This is a genomic window from Cryobacterium adonitolivorans (assembly GCF_004402695.1).
GTDB classification, from domain to species: Bacteria; Actinomycetota; Actinomycetes; order Actinomycetales; family Microbacteriaceae; genus Cryobacterium; species Cryobacterium adonitolivorans.
In genome coordinates, this window is the sequence record NZ_SOFL01000047.1 from 1 (window position 1) to 17,138 (window position 17,138).

Genomic DNA, 17,138 nt, shown 5'->3' on the forward strand with positions numbered 1-17,138 from the left:
ACGACCGCCCCCGAAAACGACTCGACGCAGCCACGCCCCGCGAAGCCCTGAACCAGCTACTCTCAGACCAACAAGACGGCAGTGTTGCATCGACCGGTTGAATCCACCCGCGGTGTGCCGGGCGCAATTGTCCGCATCGGGAACCGCTGTTCCAGCGGTGAGTTTCGGGTCAGACGGCCGGGCGGGCGACCGAGGACTGGCCGGGGTCGCGGGCGCCGAAGCTCGACGAACCGGGGCTCGGCGTGAGGCCCAGGCGGCGAACGATCTCGGCGGCCTCCTCGGCGGGCTTACGGCCCGCGTCGATGGTGATCGCGTTCTCGTCGGACTCCGGCGGCTCGAGCGCGTCCACCTGTGAGTCGAGCAGCGAGGTGGGCATGTAGTGGTCGTGCCGGGTCGCCAGGCGGCGCCCGATCAGGTCTTTCGACCCGGTCAGGTGCACGAAGATCACATTGTGCTCGCGCAGCACGTCGCGGTAGCGGCGCTTGAGCGCCGAACAGGTGATGATGCCGGGCACGCCCGCCATGGAGTGCTCGATGATCCACGAGGAGATCGTGTCGAGCCACGGCGCGCGGTCCTCATCGTTGAGAGGCTCGCCAGAGGACATCTTGTCGATGTTCTCCTGCGGGTGCAGGTCGTCGCCCTCTTCGAGGTCCCAGCCGAGCTGGCCGGCGAGGATGCCCGCCACGGTGGACTTGCCCGATCCAGAGATTCCCATGATCACGAGCACGGGCCGCTGATTCTCGAACATGGCTAGATCACGATGTTCAGGAGGAGGACGCCGGCCAGTCCGGTGACGGAGATGAGGCACTCCATGACCGTCCAGGTCTTCAGGGTCTGCGGAACGCTGGTGCCGAGGTACTCCTTGACCAGCCAGAAGCCCGCGTCGTTCACGTGCGAGAGGAACAGCGAACCGGCGCCGATGGCGAGCACCATGAGCGACACATCCGTGGAACTCAGGCTCGCGGCGACCGGGGCGAGGATGCCGGCGGCCGTGACCGTGGCGACGGTGGCCGAACCGGTGGCGACGCGAACCAGCGCGGCGACGACCCAGGCCAACAGCAGCACGGAGACGCTCGAGCCGTTGACCGCGTCGGCGATGACGGTGCCGATGCCGGTGTCGATGAGCACCTGCTTGAAGCCACCGCCTGCGCCGACGATGAGCAGGATGCCGGCGATCGGGGGAAGCGAGTCGGCGAGCGACTTCGAGACCGCAGCGCGGTCCATGCCGCCGCCGCGACCGAACACGATCATGGCGTAGATCACGGCGATGCCCAGCGCGATCATCGGGGTGCCGAGGAAGTCCAGGGTGGCGTTGAGCGGGTCGGTCGAGCCGGGGTTGATCGCGTCGGCGATCGACCTGGCGAGCATCAGCACGACCGGCAGCAGGATTCCTGAGACCGTGGCGATGAAGCTCGGGCGCTTGATGTTCTCTTCGAGACCCTGGTCGGCGGCGGTGATGAACATCTCGGGAACGGGCACCTTGACCCAGCGGGCAGCGAACTTGCTGAACAGCGGGCCGGAAATGATCACCGTGGGGATGGCGATGAGCACGCCGATGGCCAGGGTGAGGCCGAGGTTGGCGTTCAGGGTGGTGACGGCCACGAGCGGGCCGGGGTGCGGCGGCACCAGGCCGTGCATGACCGACAGGCCGGCGAGGGCCGGGATGGCGATACGAATGAGCGACTGCCCGCTGCGACGGGCGACCAGGATGATGACGGGGATGAGCAGGACCAGGCCGACCTCGAAGAACATCGGCAGGCCGATGAGGCCACCGATCAGGGCCATGGTCCACGGCAGGGTGCGCACGCTCGAACGGCTCACCAGCGCGTCGACGATGCGGTCGGCTCCGCCGGAATCGGCCAGCAGCTTGCCGAACATGGCCCCGAAGCCCACGAGCACACCCACGCCGGCCATCGTGGATCCGAAGCCCGCACCGAAGCTGGTGACGGCGGCGTTGGGGGCCATGCCGGCGCCCACGCCCACGCCGACGGCGCCGATGGAGAGGGCCAGGAACGGGTGCACCTTGAGCCACGTGATCAGCACGATGATCACGGCGACGCCGATGGTCGCCGCGAGGATGAGTTGCAGGGTACTGCCGGCGGGAACCACTGGTTCCACCGCCTGAATCGCGCGGGTCACATTCATCTCGAGAATCCGTTCCGAGGCCGCGTCCCTGCGACCCCTTCGTCATGTGGTGAACACGTAAGTCGCCCTCTCGCCGCGGGATGCGGCATAGTGAAGGAGGAAGTACGTAATCTGATTAATCTGATTAATCGGATTTATGAAGTGTTACACAACGACGGCGATGTGGTCAACAGCGCCGGAGTACAGATTGCGAAGTCGCAGGCTGGGACGGATCGGTGCGACGGGGTCGCACCGGGAGAGTGAGGGTGTGACAGTGACTGAAGTGGGCGACGAAACCTGGCGGGACCGGGGATTGCACGCGCGAGTGGTGAATGCGCTCGGCCAGGAGATCGTCGACGGCACCTACGCGCCCGGCGACATCCTCAATCTGGACAGACTGAGCGAACGGTTCACCGTGTCGCGCTCGGTGCTGCGCGAGGCACTCCGGGTGCTGCAGTCGCTGGGCATGGTCGAACCCCGGCAGCGCGTGGGCACTCAGGTGCTGCCCCGGCAGCTGTGGGACCTCTTCAGCCCGCAGATCATTCAGTGGCGCGGCCAGGGAGACTACTTCGCCCAGATGCGCGAAATACTCGAGCTGCGCCTGGGCATCGAACCCGTGGCCGCGCGGCTCAGCGCGCGCCTGATGACGACAGAGGAGCGGGAGGCCGTCGCCCGGGCCGCCGCCGTCATGATCCAGGCCGACCAGGCACGGGACGGCCGGCGGTACCTCGAGGCCGACGTCGACTTCCACACCCTGATCCTGCAGGGCTCGGGCAACGCGGTGATGGGCCACTTCGCGAGCACCGTGGCGGCGTTGCTGCGCACCCGCGAGCAGGAGAAGCGCTTCACGATCACCGAGTACACGCCGCCATCCGCCCATCGGCACAACGATCTGGCCGCGGCCATTGTCGCGGGCGACGAGGATGCCGCCTACTCCTGCGCGTATGCCACCCTCGAGGCCACCCTCAATGAGTTCGTGCAGGAGTCGGCCGGCTCCCACACCACCGCGGGCTAGTTCTTCAGAGCGACCCGGTGGGCTACTGCAGACCGTCGACCGAGACCAGGCCGTCGTGGCGGCGGCCGTCGAAGATGATCGTGGGGATCTTCACGGTGGCGATCTTCTCCTCCACGAGGGTCTTATTGGTGGCGATGATGTCGGCGACGGTGTCGGAGCCGGCCTCGGTCACGATCACGTCGATCTGGTCGGCGGACAGGCCGAACTCCTCGAGCCAATCGACCAGGGTCGCGGTGGCCTCGTCGGCGTCCATCGAGTTGATGGTTTCCTGCCACGGCAGGCCGGTTTCGGCCTTCTCCGTGAAGATGCGCTCGAGCACCTGCCAGTCGACGGGGGTCTCGGCGCCGCCCTGCGGATGCAGCCGCAGGGCCTCGAGGTACTGGGTCACCAGCAGCGAGTTGGGGAACTTGTAGCCCTCGGTGCCCGCGATCGGGTACGCGATGTAGGTGAGGTTGTGGGTCTGTTCGAAGCCCGACTCCTCGATGTTCTGGAACAACGCCTTGCAGAAGGTACAGCCGGGGTCGATGACCTCGACGGCGATGGGGTTCGCGGCGTCTTCGGTGAGGTAGCTGGCGTTGGCGGGCAGGTAGTCCTCGGCGGTCCAGGTCTGCAGGCGGGCCGGGATGGCCGCGAAGGTCTCGCCGAGGCTGCCGAATTCGTTGCCGAACGCACCGAGCACGTCGAACTCGCCCAGTGATTCCATGAAACCCGGCGTCTCATCCGGGATCGAGCAGGCCTCCGCGCCCAGGGTGCAGGATGCCGAGTCCTGCTTGTTGCAGGTGCCGTAGACGTAGAGGTTGACGGCGCTCTTGACCACGGTGTAGCCCGACCAGATGGTGGTGAGGATGACGAGAACGGCGAGGATCTCGAGGGCGATGCTGGCCGGACGCACCAGGCCGGGCCGGCGCACGGCGATCGGGGCGAGCAGGTGGTCCTTGATGTCCTGCTTGAAGGTCGTGTCGCAGGGCCGGAAGGTGACCCGGCGCCAGGTGCAGTTCCAGGCCTTGCCAACGTAGCGCCGGTACCTCGCCGAGAAGGCGGCCATGATGACCAGGACGATGAATGCTGCGATACAGAACACTTAGGAGAGGCCCTTCATCAGCCGTGCGACGGCCTGCGTGGCCGAGTCGATGTCCGACTCGGTCGAGTGCAGGCCGAGGGAGAAGCGCAGCAGCGGGGGAAGCCCGAGCTGTTCCTTGAGGTAGTGGTGGGCGCAGAAGTAGCCGCTGCGCGCCATGATCTTCGAGTGCGAGAGAAACACCGCGAGCCGGTGCGAGTCCTGCGCTGGCGCGTAGACGCTGATCACCGGGCTGGGCTCGGTGGCCAAAACGGTGAGCCCGGGGATCTCGGCGAGGCCGGCATGGAGCCGGGTGGACAGCCCACTGATGTGCTCGGCGGGCGCCAGCCCACCGGGGCGGATGCCGCCGAGCCACTCGATTGCCCGGCCGAGCGCGATAATCTCGCCCCAGGCCTGCAGGCCCGGTTCGAGTAGCGCCCCCGGGTCACCCTGAACGAGGTCGAAGTCGTTCTCGCGCACATCCTGCACCATGCCGCCGCCCACAAAGCCGAGCTCGAGGGAGGTGAGCAGCTCGTGCCGCGCCACGACGACGCCGAGGCTGGCGGCGTACATCTTGTGGCCGGAGAAGCAGACCGCATCCGCCTCGGTCTTCTGCAGCAGCGCCCGGCTGTGGCCCATGGCCTGGGCGGCGTCGACGATCACGATGCCGCCGCGGGCGTGGGTGTCGCGCACGAGCTCGGCGAGGTTGGTGAGCTGGCGGCCGTCGACGTTGGAGGTGGCGTTGACGACGACGACGGCCTTCTCCAGCCGCGCGGGTTCGTAGAGCAGGGCGCCGTCGGCGGCGCGGCCCAGCACCAGGCGTTCGACGCCCAGCCGGCGGGCGGCGGTGATGGTGGGCAGGAACACCGAGTTGTGCTCGATGTGGCTGGTGACGACCCTGTCGAAGCGGCCCAGCGGCAGCTGCTGCAGGAGCAGGTTGAGGCCGTAGGTGGTGTTGAGGGTGAACGACACGGCGTGGCTCTTGGACGAGAGCCCCAGCAGGCCGAGCACGGCCTGGCGGGTGTCGGCCACGGCGGCATCAACCTTCAGGCCCCAGGCGTACTTCACCCGGCCGCCGCAGGCGTTGTAGGTCGTGTAGTAGTCGGTGAGGGCGTCGATCACGGGCTGCGGGCGCAGGCTCTGGCAGGCGGCGTCGAGGTAGATCTCGCCGGGTTGCAGGTAGCCGAAATCAGCCGACCGGCCCGTGTCGAGCGGCTCTGCGGCGGGCCTGCGGAACAGCGTGCTGCGCTTCATGTATCTCAACTCCAGGCTCAGCTTAGATTCGGCGCCGTTCCCGGAGTGGGGTCCTAGGTCCCGTTTGACCGGGAGATGCGACCTTTACACAGCTAGCTCCAAGCGTTGGGCGAGATACGGCGCCGTGCGGCTGTAAGGATGCGCCGCGACCATAGCCGGGGTGCCCTCCGCCACGATGCGCCCGCCCGCGCTGCCGCCGGCCGGGCCCAGGTCGATGACCCAGTCTGCCGCGGCCACCACGCCCATGTCGTGCTCCACCACGACCACGGTGTTGCCCGCGTCGACGAGCCGGCCCAGCTGCGTCATCAGCAGCTCCACGTCGGCCGGGTGCAACCCTGTGGTGGGCTCGTCGAGCAGATAGAGGGTGTGGCCGCGGCGGGCGCGCTGCAGCTCGGTGGCGAGCTTGATGCGCTGCGCCTCGCCGCCGGAGAGCTCGGTGGCCGGCTGGCCCAGGCGCAGGTACCCCAGGCCCACCTCGCGCAGGGTCTCCAGGCTCCGGGAGGCGCTGGGCACGTCGGCCAGGAACTCGGCGGCCGCGTCGACGGTGAGGCCGAGCACGTCGGCCACGGACTTGCCGTTGTAGAGCACCGCGAGGGTCTCGGCGTTGTAGCGGGAGCCGCCGCAGGCTGGGCAGGGTGCGTAACTGCCGGGTAGGAAGAGCAGCTCCACGGCCACGAACCCCTCGCCCTGGCAGGTGTCGCAGCGCCCGCCGGCCACGTTGAAGGAGAATCGGCCGGCGCCGAAGCCGGCCTTCTGGGCCGCAGCCGTCGCCGCGTAGGTGGAGCGCACGGCGTCGAACAGGCCCGTGTAGGTGGCCAGATTGGAGCGCGGGGTGCGGCCGATGGGTTTCTGGTCGACGCGCACCAGGCGGTCGATGACGCCGGCACCGGTCACCGCGTCGACGACGGTGGTGGCCCGGTCGGCGCCGGCCTCGTCCTCATCGGCGTCCTGTGCGGACTGCTGGTCGGCCGCTCCGTTTCCGGCGGTACTGCCGGCGGGAGCGGCGTCGACCGGGCCCTGGCGCAGTTCCCGGCCCACGGCATCCGCCAGCACCCGGCTCACCAGGGTGGACTTGCCCGACCCCGAGACGCCGGTGACGGCGGTGAGCACGCCGAGCGGCACCTGAACGTCGAGGTCGACCAGGTTGTGCCTGTTGACGCCGGTCAGACCCAGCCACGCGGCCGGCTCACGCAGCGCGGGCGCCACCGAGGCGCCGGATGCCGGGTACAGGTATCCGCGTGTGACGGAGGCGGCGACCTCGCCCAGCCCCGATACCGGGCCGCTGTAGAGCACCTCGCCGCCGCCGTCGCCCGCGCGCGGGCCCACGTCGACGAGCCAGTCGGCGCGGCGCACGACGTCCATGTTGTGTTCGACCACGAAGACCGAGTTGCCGGATGCCTTGAGTTGTTCGAGCACCACCAGCAGTGGTTCCGCGTCGGCCGGGTGCAGTCCCGCTGAGGGTTCGTCGAGCACGTAGATCACGCCGAACAGGCCGCTTCGCAGCTGGGTGGCGATGCGCAGGCGCTGCATCTCGCCGGGTGAGAGGGTGGGGGTGGCCCGGCTCAGGCTGAGGTAGCCCAGCCCCAGGTCGATGAGCACCTCGAGGCGTCGCACCAGGTCGCCGGCCAGGGTGACGGCCACCTCGGTGACCTCGCCGGACTGGGCGGCGCGGTGCGAGCCGGTGGCGCCGGTGAGCTCGGCGGTGGGCCGCAGCACGTCGGCGAGGTCGCTGAGCGGCAGGGCGTTGAGTTCGTTGATCGGTCGGCCGGCGAAGCGCACGGTGAGGGCCTCGGCGCGCAGGCCGCTGCCGCCGCAGAGCCGGCACGGGCCGGTCTCGACGAACGCGAGCACGCGCTGACGCATCTGGGCGCTCGTGGAATCGGCCAGCGTGTGCAGCACATAGCTCCTGGCGCTCCAGAACCGGCCCTTGTACGGTTTGGCCACCCGGTCGCGCAGCGGGGTGACTTCCACGACGGGCTGCTCCTCCGTATAGAGGAGCCAATCGCGCGACTCACGGCTGAGCTGTGCCCACGGCACATCGATGTCGTGGCCGAGCACCCCGGTGATGTCGCGCAAGTTCTTGCCCTGCCAGGCGCCGGGCCACGCCGCGATGGCGCCGTCGCGGATGCTCAGGCTCACGTCGGGCACCAGCAGCGGTTCGGTGACGGTGTGCGAGATGCCCAGGCCGTGGCATTCCGGGCAGGCGCCGGTGGCCGTGTTGGGGGAGAAGGCGTCGGAGTCCAGGCGCAGGTCCGACCCCGCGGGGTAGGTGCCGGCGCGGGAGTAGAGCATCCGCATCGAGTTGGAGAGTGTGGTGACGGTGCCCACGCTGGAGCGGGAACTGGGTGACCCGCGGCGCTGCTGGAGGGCCACGGCCGGCGGCAGCCCGGTGATGAGGTCGACGTGCGGGGTGTGGCCCTGCTGGATGAGGCGGCGTGCGTAAGGCGCGACGGACTCGAAGAAGCGGCGCTGGGCCTCGGCGAAGATGGTGCCGAAGGCCAGGGAGGACTTGCCAGAGCCGGAGACTCCGGTGAAGGCGACGATGGCGTCGCGGGGAATATCGACGTTCAGATCGCGGAGGTTGTTCTCCCTGGCGCCGCGCACGCGCACGAAGCCATCGGCGCCGGGGTGGGCGGCGAGGTCCGTGGGAAGGTCCGGAGAAGTCAGTGCCGAAGAAGTCAATGGGGAGTGAGGCATCCGATCGACTCTAGTTCGGACCCCTGACACTCGACCGTGCGCGGCACGCGTATCGTGGAGAAGTTGATCCTCGAAAGGTCCTGATGCGCCGCACTATGTTCAAGTCCAAGATCCACCGCGCCACCGTGACGCACTCCGCCCTGCACTACGTGGGGTCGCTGACCGTCGACCTCGACCTGCTCGCCGCCGCCGACCTGCTGCCCGGCGAACTGGTGAGCATAGTGAATGTCAACAACGGCGCCCGCTTCGAGACCTACCTGATCGCCGGGGAGCGCGGCAGCGGTGTGATCGGCGTCAATGGCGCGGCAGCACGGATGGCGCACGAGGGCGACCTGGTCATCATCATCTCCTACGCCCAGATGAGCACAAAGAAGGCCAGGGCCTACCTACCCACCGTCGTGCACGTGGATGCGCAGAACGCCATCATCGCCGTGGGAACCGACCCTGCCGCCGCCCACGGCGAGAACCTCGAGCGCCCGCCCCACGCCGTCTGAGCCACCGCTGATCGGGTTGACCCACCGCTGATCGAGCTCATGCTTGTTAGTGGCCGCCGTCGACGAGCTTGAGGCCGATGACGCAGCCGACGAGGCCGAGGATGAGCAGGATCTTGAGCACCGACGCCGGTTCGCTGCCGAAGATCATCGCGTAGAGCACGGTCAGGGCCGCGCCGATCCCCACCCAGACCGCGTACGCGGTTCCGATCGGGATGGTGCGCATCGCGAACGCCAGGCCGGCCATGCTCAACACGAGGCCGGCTCCGAAGATCACCGTGGGCCAGAGCTTTGTGAAGCCGACGGATTTGCCGAGGGCCGTCGCCCAGACGGCTTCGAGAACACCGGACACGATCAAAATAATCCACGACATGACAACACTCCCGTGGCCAGTCTTGTCGCGTGCCGGGTACTGATCCGTCGTCCGGGACCGCGGTGAGCGGTCTCCCAGAAGACTAGCCCGGCGGCCTGTGCAGGAACTGAGCAGGCCGCCAGGGAGCGCTATGCGGCGGCGATGATGTCCACGACGAAGACGAGAGTGTCGGTTTCGCTGATGCCGGCCGTCTCGTTGCCGCCTTCGTAACCCAGTTCGCCCGGCGGGATGACGATCACGACCTGGGAGCCGACGGTCTGTCCGACCAGTCCCTGGGTGAAGCCGGTGATCAGCCCTGAGACCGGGAAGGTCGTGGGGCCGACGCCCCAGCTCTGGTCGAACACCTTGCCGGTGTCCCAGATGGCGCCGGTGTACTGCACGGTCACCGTGGAGGTTTCCGTGACGGCCGCGCCGTCGCCCTTCTTGAGCACCTCGACCCCGAGTTCCGCGGGCGGGTCGCTCTTGGGCATGGTCACGGTGGGCTCGCCGTCCTTGGCGAGCTTCACGGCGGGGAAACCGTCGGTGGGTTCCTGGTCTTCCCCGGTCGCGCGGGTGGGCAGCTTTTCCTTGATGTCGATCACGAAGAGCAGCTGGTCGGTGGCGGCCACACCCAGGTCGGTATTGCCGGCCTCGCCGAAACCGTCGGCGGGCGGGAAGACGACGGCCACCCTGTCTCCCACGTTGGAGCAGGCCACGCCCTTGAGGATGCCAGGGATGACGGCCTGGCCGTCGACCACGTTCACGGTGAGTCCGGCGGCGTCGCCGAAGCCGCCGGCGGTGAGCTTGGCCCCGGTGGTTGCGTTGTACGCGGCGTAGGAGATGGCCACGGAATCGCCCTCCTCCACGGCGTCCCCGGTGCCCTCCGTGACGACGGTGCGTTCGGTCGCCTTCGTGGCCAGAGGGGTTTCGAAGGTCACGGTCGGTTCAGCTCCGGCATCACCGGTGACGTTCACGGCATCCGAGGTCGAACCTGGATCGGTGCACTCGATCGCAGCAGCAGAGGCCGACGGTGTTGCCGACGGATCTGGCGACGTCGAGCACCCGGTGAGGACGACGGTTGCGACCGCAGTCAGGGTGAGGAAGGTAGGAAGTGTGCGCACGCAGGTGTCTCCAGTCAGATTCGGGCCTCGATCAGTCTGGCCCCCGCACCTATGTAAGTGCTGAATCGGGGCCGCTCCCAGCCGGAATCCCGGCGCGTTGTTGGGACTTTCGTCCCCTGACGGGGGAAGGACGGAGATCTAGACTTAATATACGGCTCCAGAAATTCGTCAGGCCGAGCAGGTCGATGGTGACCGAACCCCACCGACAGTGGCGCCATGCTTTCACGGCAACGTTTTGTTTGATTGACGCCCTGCCTCACCCATCGACCGCCGCTCGATGTGGTGAAAGCACGTCGAGAGAAAGAGCAATTCGTGTCCGACCAAAAGTCGACTTCAGTCAACGCCGTCAGCATGGACCGCTGGGAGAGCCTCAAGCGCGAGTATTTCTGGCGCACCCACCGCAACGTCCCCGCCGCGGCCCCGGCCGCCACGGTAGCCGACCCCAACGCGGAGTAGCCCGCCGTTCACCGGCGGCCGGTAGCCCGCGTCGGGACTTTGGTCCACAGACGTTCCCGCCATAGCGCGATATGATGAATTCATGGAACCGCTGAATGAGGATTCGACCGACACCTTCACGGATGCCAACCGCCCGCTGTATGAGGTGAAAGCCAACCTCTTCAAGGGTTTGGCGCATCCGGTTCGGGTGCGGGTGCTCGAGGTACTCGCACACGCCGACACCGACCTTTCGGTCTCGGACCTGCTCGCCGACACCGGCCTGGAGGCCTCACACCTCTCCCAGCACCTGTCGGTGTTGCGCCGGCACAACCTCGTGGTCGCCGAGCGCCGCGGCAGCCTGGTGTTCTACAGCCTGGCCTACCCGCAGGTCGCCGATCTGCTCGCGGTGGCCAGGCAGCTGCTCGTAGAGATCCTCGAGACCACCCAGCAGCGCCTGATCAGCACGGTGGGCCTGTCCCAACCCGGGTCGGCAGATGCCGTGGCGAGCAACGCGGTGTCGCGTTGACCGGGCTGGCCACCGCAGCCGGCACGACCGGCCGCTACCTGCGCGCCCTGTTGCCCAGTTGGCAGGACTACCGCGACGTGAAGCGCACCTGGCGCGGCGACATCGTCGCCGGCCTCACCGTGGGCATCATCGCGCTGCCGCTGGCCCTGGCCTTCGGGGTCAGCTCCGGCGCCGGCGCCGAGAGCGGCCTCATCACCGCCATCGTGGCCGGGGTCATCGCGGCCGTGTTCGGCGGCTCCAACATCCAGGTGTCCGGCCCCACCGGCGCGATGGTCGTGGTGCTCGGCCCGGTCGTGGCCGCCCACGGCGTCGGTGTTGTCGCGGTGCTCAGCCTCATGGCGGGCCTCATCGTGATCGCCGCCGGCGCCCTCAAGCTCGGCCGCGCGGTCACCTTCATCCCCTGGCCGGTGATCGAGGGGTTCACCCTCGGCATCGCCGTCATCATCTTCCTGCAGCAGGTGCCCGCCGCGATCGGCTCGCAGGCCGGACCGAGCAGCAACGCCTTCGTCGCCGCCGTGCAGTCCTTCGGCACCGTCGACTGGTCCACCGTGATCATCCCCGTGGCCATGGTGCTCGTCGTCGCCGCGATCATGATGCTGGCCCCCCTCGTGCACAAGAAGCTGCCGGGCTCGATCGTGGCCATCATCGTGGTGACCGTGATCGCCAACCTCGCCAACCTGCCGCTGGCCCGCATCGGCGAGCTGCCCAGCTCCCTGCCCTCGCCTCTGCTGCCCCAGCTCGATGCCGGCATGCTCGGCTCGCTGGTCGGCCCGGCGCTCACCATCGCGGCGCTCGCCGCGATCGAGTCCCTGCTCTCGGCGCGGGTGGCCGTCACGCTCTCCGACACCGGCCCGTACGACGCCGACCGCGAGCTGGTGGGCCAGGGCCTGGCCTCGATCGCGTCGGGCTTCTTCGGCGGCATGCCGGCCACCGGCGCGATCGCGCGCACGGCCGTGAACATCCGTTCGGGCGGCCGCACCCGGCTGGCGGCCATCGTGCACTCGATCGTGCTCGTCGGCGTGGTCTACCTGGCCACCGGGGTGGTCTCGCAGATCCCGCTCGCCGCGCTCTCCGGGGTGCTCATGATGACCGCGGCCCGCATGATCTCGATCGCCACGGTGCGCAGCATCATCGGTTCCACGGGGTCGGATGCCACGGTCTTCGTCATCACCGCCCTGGTGACGGTCTCGGTCGACCTCATCGTGGCGGTGGGCATCGGCATCGCCGTTGCCGCGTTCTTCGCGCTGCGGGCGGTGTCGGCCTCCAGTGGGGTGCACCGGGAGGAACTGCCCGGCGAACCCGTGTCCGGCGATGAACGCATCGCACTGTTCAGGCTCGACGGCGCCCTGTTCTTCGGTGCCGCCGAGCGGATGCTCGAACGGGTCAACCAGACCAGTCACATCACCGTCGTGATCATCCGCATGTCGCAGCTGCAGATCCTCGATGCCACCGGCGCCCGGGTGATCACCGAGATGATCCAGGCGCTCGAGCGGCGCGGCATCACGGTACTGGTCAAGGGCATCCAGCCGCGGCACCTCAAGCTCGTCACCCGGGTGGGCGTGATCACGTCGCTGCGGCACCGCAACCACCTGTTCACCGACCTCGACGCCGCGATCGAGCACGCTCGCAGCCACGTCACCCGGGCCGCGACCGCTGCGGGCGGCACGGATGCCGGCGACTTCGGCTGGACCAGCGCGATCCGGTTACCCAGGGACTAACGGGCCAGCGACGCCAGCTCGGCGCGGGTGGAGGCGCCCACCTTGCGCAGCAGGTTGGCCACGTGGAACTTCACCGTGTTCTCGCTGATCGACAGCTCTGCGGCGATGGCCTTGTTGCGCGCGCCTGAGGAGACGAGGGCGAGAACGCCCTGCTCGCGTGGGCTCAGCCCCCACTCGGTGGCCGGGGCCAGCGGCGCCAGGGGCGCGTCGAGCGGCAGCGAGACGGTGAGCTCCGAACCCCAGCCGGCGGTGGCCTGCACATCGAAGGTACCGCCGAGCGCGGCCACCCTGGCGGTGAGCGGACCGACGCCGGGGGAGTCCGCGGAGAGGGCCCCGGCTCCGTCGTCGCGGATCTGGATGAGCAGGTTGGCGCCGTCACAGTCCCACTGCACCCGCACTCGGCTCACCCCGGTCTGCTCCACCAGGGCCAGCACGGCCCCGCGCACGATGGCGCGGCCAGCGTGGGCGACCTCGCCGGGCAGGGCCCGCCCGTTCGCCGGTGGTTCGACGAGCTGCACGTCGAGGTCGCCGAACCGAACCAGCGGCCGCAGGTCGTCCCGCAGTCGGGCGAAGGCCTCCACCACGGGCTCCTCCGCAAGCGATCGGTCCCGGTCCGACACGGCCCGCAGGCTCACCATGGCGCTGGCGGCCAGATCGGTGGCGGTCTGCCGGGCGGCCTCGGCGCTGACCGTGCGCGAGCGCAGCACGGCGAGCAGGGATTCGAGGGTGGTCGAATGGGCATCCGTGAGGTCGGCGATGAGCTTGGCGCGCTCGGCCGACGCGGCCCGCGAGTCGAGCAGGTAGGCGGGGGTGGCCGCAGCGACCTGCTGGCGGATGCTGGTGGCCACGAGCTGCCACAACCGGCCCACGAATCCGAGGGTCGCCTCGGGATCCGCGGCGCCGGCCGGCGTGAGTTGGGGGTCGGTGAGCACCAGCAGGGCGCCGGTCGACGCGGTCCACGCGGTGACCGGTCGGTCGGTCCCGCCGATCACGGCCCGCCGGCCCCACGGGTCGGACGGCGCGAGAGTGAGCGAGTGTCGCACGGCGTCGAGCTCGACGAGCGTTACCTCATCGATGATCGCCGGGTCACCGGCCTTCTTCTGTGGGCGCCCCGTGCAGTCCTCGGTGAAGATCACCAGGGCGCTATGCCCGATGAACGGCTCCAGCAGGGCCGAGAAGCCGCCGGCGATGTCGAGGAGGGAACTCTCGACGACGGTTTGCAGGGCGTCGAGCAGTTCGATTGAGCGGGGGTTGGCGAGAGAGTACACCGGGTCAGCCTACCCGGATGTAGTCGTCCGGCCGCCCAGGCCCTACCCATTCGGGTGGGCGGCCCGTCCGTTCGGTGGGCCGCATCCACTGAGATGGGCGGCAACCATGGAGGAATGCCCCACACCGAAACCGTGACCGCCAGCCTGGGAACGATCCTCGCCGAGAACACGGCCGTCATCGATCGCCTGGCCACGGATGCCGCATCCACCGCACTCGATGACGTGGCCGACCGGCTCCGCGCCGCCGAGCGCATCTTCGTGCTGGGCGCCGGCCGCTCGGGCCTGGCCCTGCGGATGACCGCCATGCGCCTGATGCACCTGGGCCTCGATGTGCACGTCGTCGGCGAGGTCACCACGCCGGCCATCACGGCCGCCGACGCACTCCTCGTGGCGAGTGGCTCGGGTAGCACCGCTGGCATCGTGCGGGCGGCCGAGACGGCGCACGCGGTGGGCGCGACGGTGCTGGCCCTGACGACGGCCGGATCCTCCCCGCTGGCCGGGCTGGCTACGGTGACCGTGGTCGTGCCGGCGGCCGAGAAGCAGGACCACGGCAGCGCCCTGTCGGCGCAGTACTCCGGCGGCCTGTTCGAACAGTCCGTGTTGCTGATCGGCGACGCGGTCTTCCATACGCTCTGGCAGGCATCCGGGTCTACCGCCGCCGACCTCTGGCCCCGGCACGCCAATCTCGACTAGCCCGCCCCTCCCACTCACTTCGCACCACCCACAGAAACGGAAAGCAGATCCCATGAAGCTTCAGGTCGCAATGGACGTACTCACCACCGACGACGCGCTGGCCCTGGCCGGCAAGGTCGCCCCGTACGTCGACATCATCGAGCTCGGCACCCCGCTCATCAAGGCGGAGGGCCTTCGCGCCGTCACCGCGATCAAGCAGGCCCACCCCGACAAGATCGTCTTCGCCGACCTCAAGACGATGGATGCCGGCGAGCTTGAGGCCGACATCGCCTTCACCGCCGGTGCCGACCTGGTCACCGTGCTGGGCACGGCCGGCGACAGCACCATCGTGGGCGCCGTGAAGGCGGCCACCACGCACAACAAGGGCGTCGTCGTCGACCTGATCGGTGTGGCCGACAAGGTCGCCCGTGCGCGCGAAGTCATCGCCCTGGGTGCCGTCTTCGTCGAGATGCACGCCGGTCTCGATGAGCAGGCCGAAGAGGGCTTCACCCTCGAGACCCTGCTCGCCGCCGGCGAGACGGCCCAGGTGCCGTTCTCCCTGGCCGGCGGAATTTCGGCTGCCACCATCGAGTCAGTTCAGCGCGCCGGCGCAGCCGTCGCCGTGGCCGGCGGCGCCATCTACGGGGCGGACGATCCCGCCGCCGCCGCCGCCGAACTTCGCGCCGCAATCAGCTAGCCGCCGCCGGCGCCGTGACGGCGCATCCGCGAGATGACAGGAACGGCCCCTTCACAACGTGTGAAGGGGCCGTTCGCGACGCCTGGGCGCAGCGGGGATACTGCGAAACTGACGGATCAGCCTAAAAGGAGCTTGCCGAGCTGGTCGGAGGAGTGCACCACGGCGGTGGCCAGGGCGGCCTCCTCGGGGGAGCCGTAGCCCCATTCGACGAGGATGGTGGGAACGCCGTTGGCGTTGGCGCCCTCGGCGTCGTAGACGCGGTCGCCGACCATGACGACGGCGGAGGTGTCGACGCCGGCGGCGGCGAGGCGCACCAGGGCCTCCTCGACGATGTCCGCCTTGTTGCTGCGGGTCTCGTTCTCGGTGGCGCCCACCATGACGGTGAAGTACTGGGCCAGTTCGAAGTGTTCCAGGATCGCGATCGCGGTGTGCTCGGGCTTGCTGGTGGCCAGGCCGAGCGGGATGCCGGACTCGTGGATGCGCTCGAGCAGGCCGGCGACGCCCGGGTACACGGCGGTGTCCAGCGACGCGGGGCCCTGGTAGTCGGCGCGGTACACGGCCAGGGCCTCCTGGGCCTCGTCGGGCGTCATGCCGGCGTACTCGCCGAACGCGGCCAGCAGCGGCGGGCCGACGTACTTCATCAGCTCGGTGTCGGAGGGAACCGGACGGCCGAGCAGAGCGAAGGTGCGGGCCAGCGAGTTCGTGATCGCCGGGGCGGAATCCGTGATGGTTCCGTCGAGGTCGAAGAGGATGGCGCTCCAGGTGCGCGTCAGAGTGGGGTTCACTCGCAATATCCTAGGGCCGGAGGGGGCAAACCCGTGCATGCGAGGAGAATTCACGGCAAGCGCACGACCCTGCGGTTGACGGCTCGCTCGGCCGGGTTTCGGTCGTTTCCCCAGCCAACTGTTGCCGCAACGGACATCTGCGGCCGGTGCGCCGGACGCAAATGTCCGCACCGGAAACAGTTGCGGCGGAGGGCCGGTCAGGCCGGGGGGATGACGGTGGCGTCGAGGCCGGACACCCGCAGCGCGGCGCGGGGCGCCGACCGCTCGATGAGCAGCGCGTTGGCGCCGTCGACGTTCTCGGCCCAGTCGCGGGCGGCCTCCGGGTTGCGGCCGTGCCGCTCGTGCCGTGCCACCAGGCGCTGCAGGCGCTCGGAGCCCGGGGTCTCGCAGAACCACACCTCGGCGGCCAGGTCGGGCACCAGGTTCCAGGGTTTTCGATCCACGAGCAGGTAGTTGCCCTCGACGACCACGATGCGGGTGCCCGGTTCCACGACCAGGGCGCCCGCCACTCCCTCGTCCACCGCGCGGTCGAAGCTCGGCGCGTAGACCGGGTGATCGGTCTCGGCCGTGAGGCGCCGCAGCAGCGCCACGAAGCCCCACCCGTCGAATGTGTCGATGGCGCCCTTGCGGTCGTGCCGGCCGAGCCTGTCGAGGGTGGCGTTGGACAGGTGGAAGCCGTCCATCGGCAGGTGGACGGCCAGGGGCGCGGCGGCATCCGGCCCGGCGGGAGCCAGCTCGGTGATGCGCCGCGCCACCCGGTCGGCCAGGGTGGTCTTGCCCGCGCCGGGGCTGCCGGCGATGCCCACGATGATGCGGCCCTCGACGGGCAGCAGGTCGAGCACCCGGCGGGCGAGCAGGTCGAGCGGTGTGTCGTCGCCCGTGGGCGCACCGAAGGACGCGGCCGAGGACAGGTCGGGCACGGGAGC

Annotated in this window: 17 protein-coding genes and 1 riboswitch; of the genes, 7 read left to right on the forward strand and 10 right to left on the reverse strand. The window is 69.2% G+C overall.

Annotated elements, in window-relative coordinates; translation table 11 throughout:
- Positions 1–169 precede the first annotated feature (169 nt).
- Positions 170–748, reverse strand: coding sequence for a gluconokinase (locus tag E3O42_RS14540; RefSeq protein ID WP_134454621.1), 579 nt, complete (start codon positions 746–748; stop codon positions 170–172).
- A gap of 2 nt (positions 749–750) precedes the next feature.
- The gene (locus tag E3O42_RS14545) at positions 751–2,145 is read right to left on the reverse strand and encodes a GntP family permease (protein WP_103460092.1); all 1,395 of its coding nucleotides are present in this window, start codon (positions 2,143–2,145) and stop codon (positions 751–753) included.
- A 247-nt stretch (positions 2,146–2,392) separates the two neighbouring features.
- Between E3O42_RS14545 and E3O42_RS14550 the strand changes: the two genes are divergently transcribed.
- Entirely contained in the window at positions 2,393–3,139 is a 747-nt protein-coding gene (locus E3O42_RS14550) for a FadR/GntR family transcriptional regulator (protein WP_166788011.1), read from the forward strand.
- A gap of 22 nt (positions 3,140–3,161) precedes the next feature.
- Here E3O42_RS14550 and E3O42_RS14555 read toward each other — a convergent pair whose 3' ends face one another.
- The 3 genes from E3O42_RS14555 to E3O42_RS14565 form a co-directional block, all read right to left on the reverse strand.
- Positions 3,162–4,220: a DsbA family protein gene (locus tag E3O42_RS14555; protein ID WP_134454623.1), complete on the reverse strand. Its 1,059-nt coding sequence runs from the start codon at positions 4,218–4,220 to the stop codon at positions 3,162–3,164.
- Positions 4,221–5,450, reverse strand: a complete 1,230-nt coding sequence (locus E3O42_RS14560; protein ID WP_134454624.1) for an aminotransferase class V-fold PLP-dependent enzyme — start codon at positions 5,448–5,450, stop codon at positions 4,221–4,223.
- An 84-nt stretch (positions 5,451–5,534) separates the two neighbouring features.
- Positions 5,535–8,147, reverse strand: coding sequence for an excinuclease ABC subunit UvrA (locus tag E3O42_RS14565; RefSeq protein WP_166788012.1), 2,613 nt, complete (start codon positions 8,145–8,147; stop codon positions 5,535–5,537).
- An 83-nt stretch (positions 8,148–8,230) separates the two neighbouring features.
- On the opposite strand from E3O42_RS14565, the gene panD reads away from it, so the two are divergent.
- A complete protein-coding gene (gene panD / locus E3O42_RS14570) occupies positions 8,231–8,641 on the forward strand; it encodes an aspartate 1-decarboxylase (RefSeq protein WP_134454625.1) in 411 nt (136 codons plus the stop codon).
- Between the two features lie 46 nt (positions 8,642–8,687).
- Here the strand turns inward: panD and E3O42_RS14575 are convergent, their stop codons facing one another.
- Together E3O42_RS14575 and E3O42_RS14580 are read right to left on the reverse strand one after the other, a co-directional pair.
- Positions 8,688–9,011, reverse strand: coding sequence for a DMT family transporter (locus E3O42_RS14575; RefSeq protein ID WP_134454626.1), 324 nt, complete (start codon positions 9,009–9,011; stop codon positions 8,688–8,690).
- Positions 9,012–9,022: 11 nt separating this feature from the next.
- A riboswitch (guanidine-III (ykkC-III) riboswitch) is annotated at positions 9,023–9,087 on the reverse strand.
- A gap of 52 nt (positions 9,088–9,139) precedes the next feature.
- Positions 9,140–10,111 (reverse strand): FKBP-type peptidyl-prolyl cis-trans isomerase, encoded by a 972-nt coding sequence (locus E3O42_RS14580; protein ID WP_134454627.1) that lies wholly within the window; start codon positions 10,109–10,111, stop codon positions 9,140–9,142.
- 312 nt (positions 10,112–10,423) lie between these two features.
- Between E3O42_RS14580 and E3O42_RS18100 the strand changes: the two genes are divergently transcribed.
- The 3 genes from E3O42_RS18100 (at position 10,424) to E3O42_RS14590 (ending at position 12,790) form a co-directional block, all read left to right on the forward strand.
- Complete coding sequence (locus E3O42_RS18100) at positions 10,424–10,567, forward strand: hypothetical protein (protein ID WP_158253860.1); 144 nt, start codon at positions 10,424–10,426, stop codon at positions 10,565–10,567.
- Positions 10,568–10,649: 82 nt separating this feature from the next.
- Entirely contained in the window at positions 10,650–11,072 is a 423-nt protein-coding gene (locus tag E3O42_RS14585) for an ArsR/SmtB family transcription factor (protein WP_134454628.1), read from the forward strand.
- Positions 11,069–12,790: a SulP family inorganic anion transporter gene (locus E3O42_RS14590; RefSeq protein WP_134454629.1), complete on the forward strand. Its 1,722-nt coding sequence runs from the start codon at positions 11,069–11,071 to the stop codon at positions 12,788–12,790. The genes E3O42_RS14585 and E3O42_RS14590 overlap by 4 nt, the downstream gene beginning before the upstream one ends.
- On the opposite strand, the gene E3O42_RS14595 is transcribed toward E3O42_RS14590, so the two are convergent.
- Positions 12,787–14,058: a LuxR C-terminal-related transcriptional regulator gene (locus tag E3O42_RS14595; protein ID WP_134454630.1), complete on the reverse strand. Its 1,272-nt coding sequence runs from the start codon at positions 14,056–14,058 to the stop codon at positions 12,787–12,789. The genes E3O42_RS14590 and E3O42_RS14595 overlap by 4 nt on opposite strands.
- 114 nt (positions 14,059–14,172) lie before the next feature.
- Here E3O42_RS14595 and hxlB point away from each other — a divergent pair, with 114 nt between their 5' ends.
- Positions 14,173–14,751, forward strand: coding sequence for a 6-phospho-3-hexuloisomerase (gene hxlB / locus E3O42_RS14600; protein ID WP_134454631.1), 579 nt, complete (start codon positions 14,173–14,175; stop codon positions 14,749–14,751).
- A gap of 52 nt (positions 14,752–14,803) precedes the next feature.
- Positions 14,804–15,427 carry a 3-hexulose-6-phosphate synthase gene (hxlA, locus tag E3O42_RS14605; protein WP_134454632.1) on the forward strand — a complete coding sequence of 208 codons (624 nt, stop codon included), beginning with the start codon at positions 14,804–14,806 and terminating at the stop codon, positions 15,425–15,427.
- Between the two features lie 116 nt (positions 15,428–15,543).
- Here the strand turns inward: hxlA and E3O42_RS14610 are convergent, their stop codons facing one another.
- Together E3O42_RS14610 and E3O42_RS14615 are read right to left on the reverse strand one after the other, a co-directional pair.
- Positions 15,544–16,212: an HAD hydrolase-like protein gene (locus E3O42_RS14610; RefSeq protein ID WP_241984851.1), complete on the reverse strand. Its 669-nt coding sequence runs from the start codon at positions 16,210–16,212 to the stop codon at positions 15,544–15,546.
- A gap of 197 nt (positions 16,213–16,409) precedes the next feature.
- Positions 16,410–17,132 carry a nucleoside/nucleotide kinase family protein gene (locus E3O42_RS14615; protein WP_338144956.1) on the reverse strand — a complete coding sequence of 241 codons (723 nt, stop codon included), beginning with the start codon at positions 17,130–17,132 and terminating at the stop codon, positions 16,410–16,412.
- Positions 17,133–17,138 lie beyond the last annotated feature (6 nt).

Bases quoted from the DNA above. Each gene is read 5' to 3' on its own strand.
- hxlA (WP_134454632.1), top strand. From the start codon at position 14,804: ATGAAGCTTCAGGTCGCAATGGACGTACTCACCACCGACGACGCGCTG.
- hxlB (WP_134454631.1), top strand. From the start codon at position 14,173: ATGCCCCACACCGAAACCGTGACCGCCAGCCTGGGAACGATCCTCGCC.
- E3O42_RS14540 (WP_134454621.1), bottom strand. From the start codon at position 748: ATGTTCGAGAATCAGCGGCCCGTGCTCGTGATCATGGGAATCTCTGGA.
- E3O42_RS14585 (WP_134454628.1), top strand. From the start codon at position 10,650: ATGGAACCGCTGAATGAGGATTCGACCGACACCTTCACGGATGCCAAC.
- E3O42_RS14545 (WP_103460092.1), bottom strand. From the start codon at position 2,145: ATGAATGTGACCCGCGCGATTCAGGCGGTGGAACCAGTGGTTCCCGCC.
- E3O42_RS14575 (WP_134454626.1), bottom strand. From the start codon at position 9,011: ATGTCGTGGATTATTTTGATCGTGTCCGGTGTTCTCGAAGCCGTCTGG.
- E3O42_RS14565 (WP_166788012.1), bottom strand. From the start codon at position 8,147: ATGCCTCACTCCCCATTGACTTCTTCGGCACTGACTTCTCCGGACCTT.
- panD (WP_134454625.1), top strand. From the start codon at position 8,231: ATGCGCCGCACTATGTTCAAGTCCAAGATCCACCGCGCCACCGTGACG.
- E3O42_RS14560 (WP_134454624.1), bottom strand. From the start codon at position 5,450: ATGAAGCGCAGCACGCTGTTCCGCAGGCCCGCCGCAGAGCCGCTCGAC.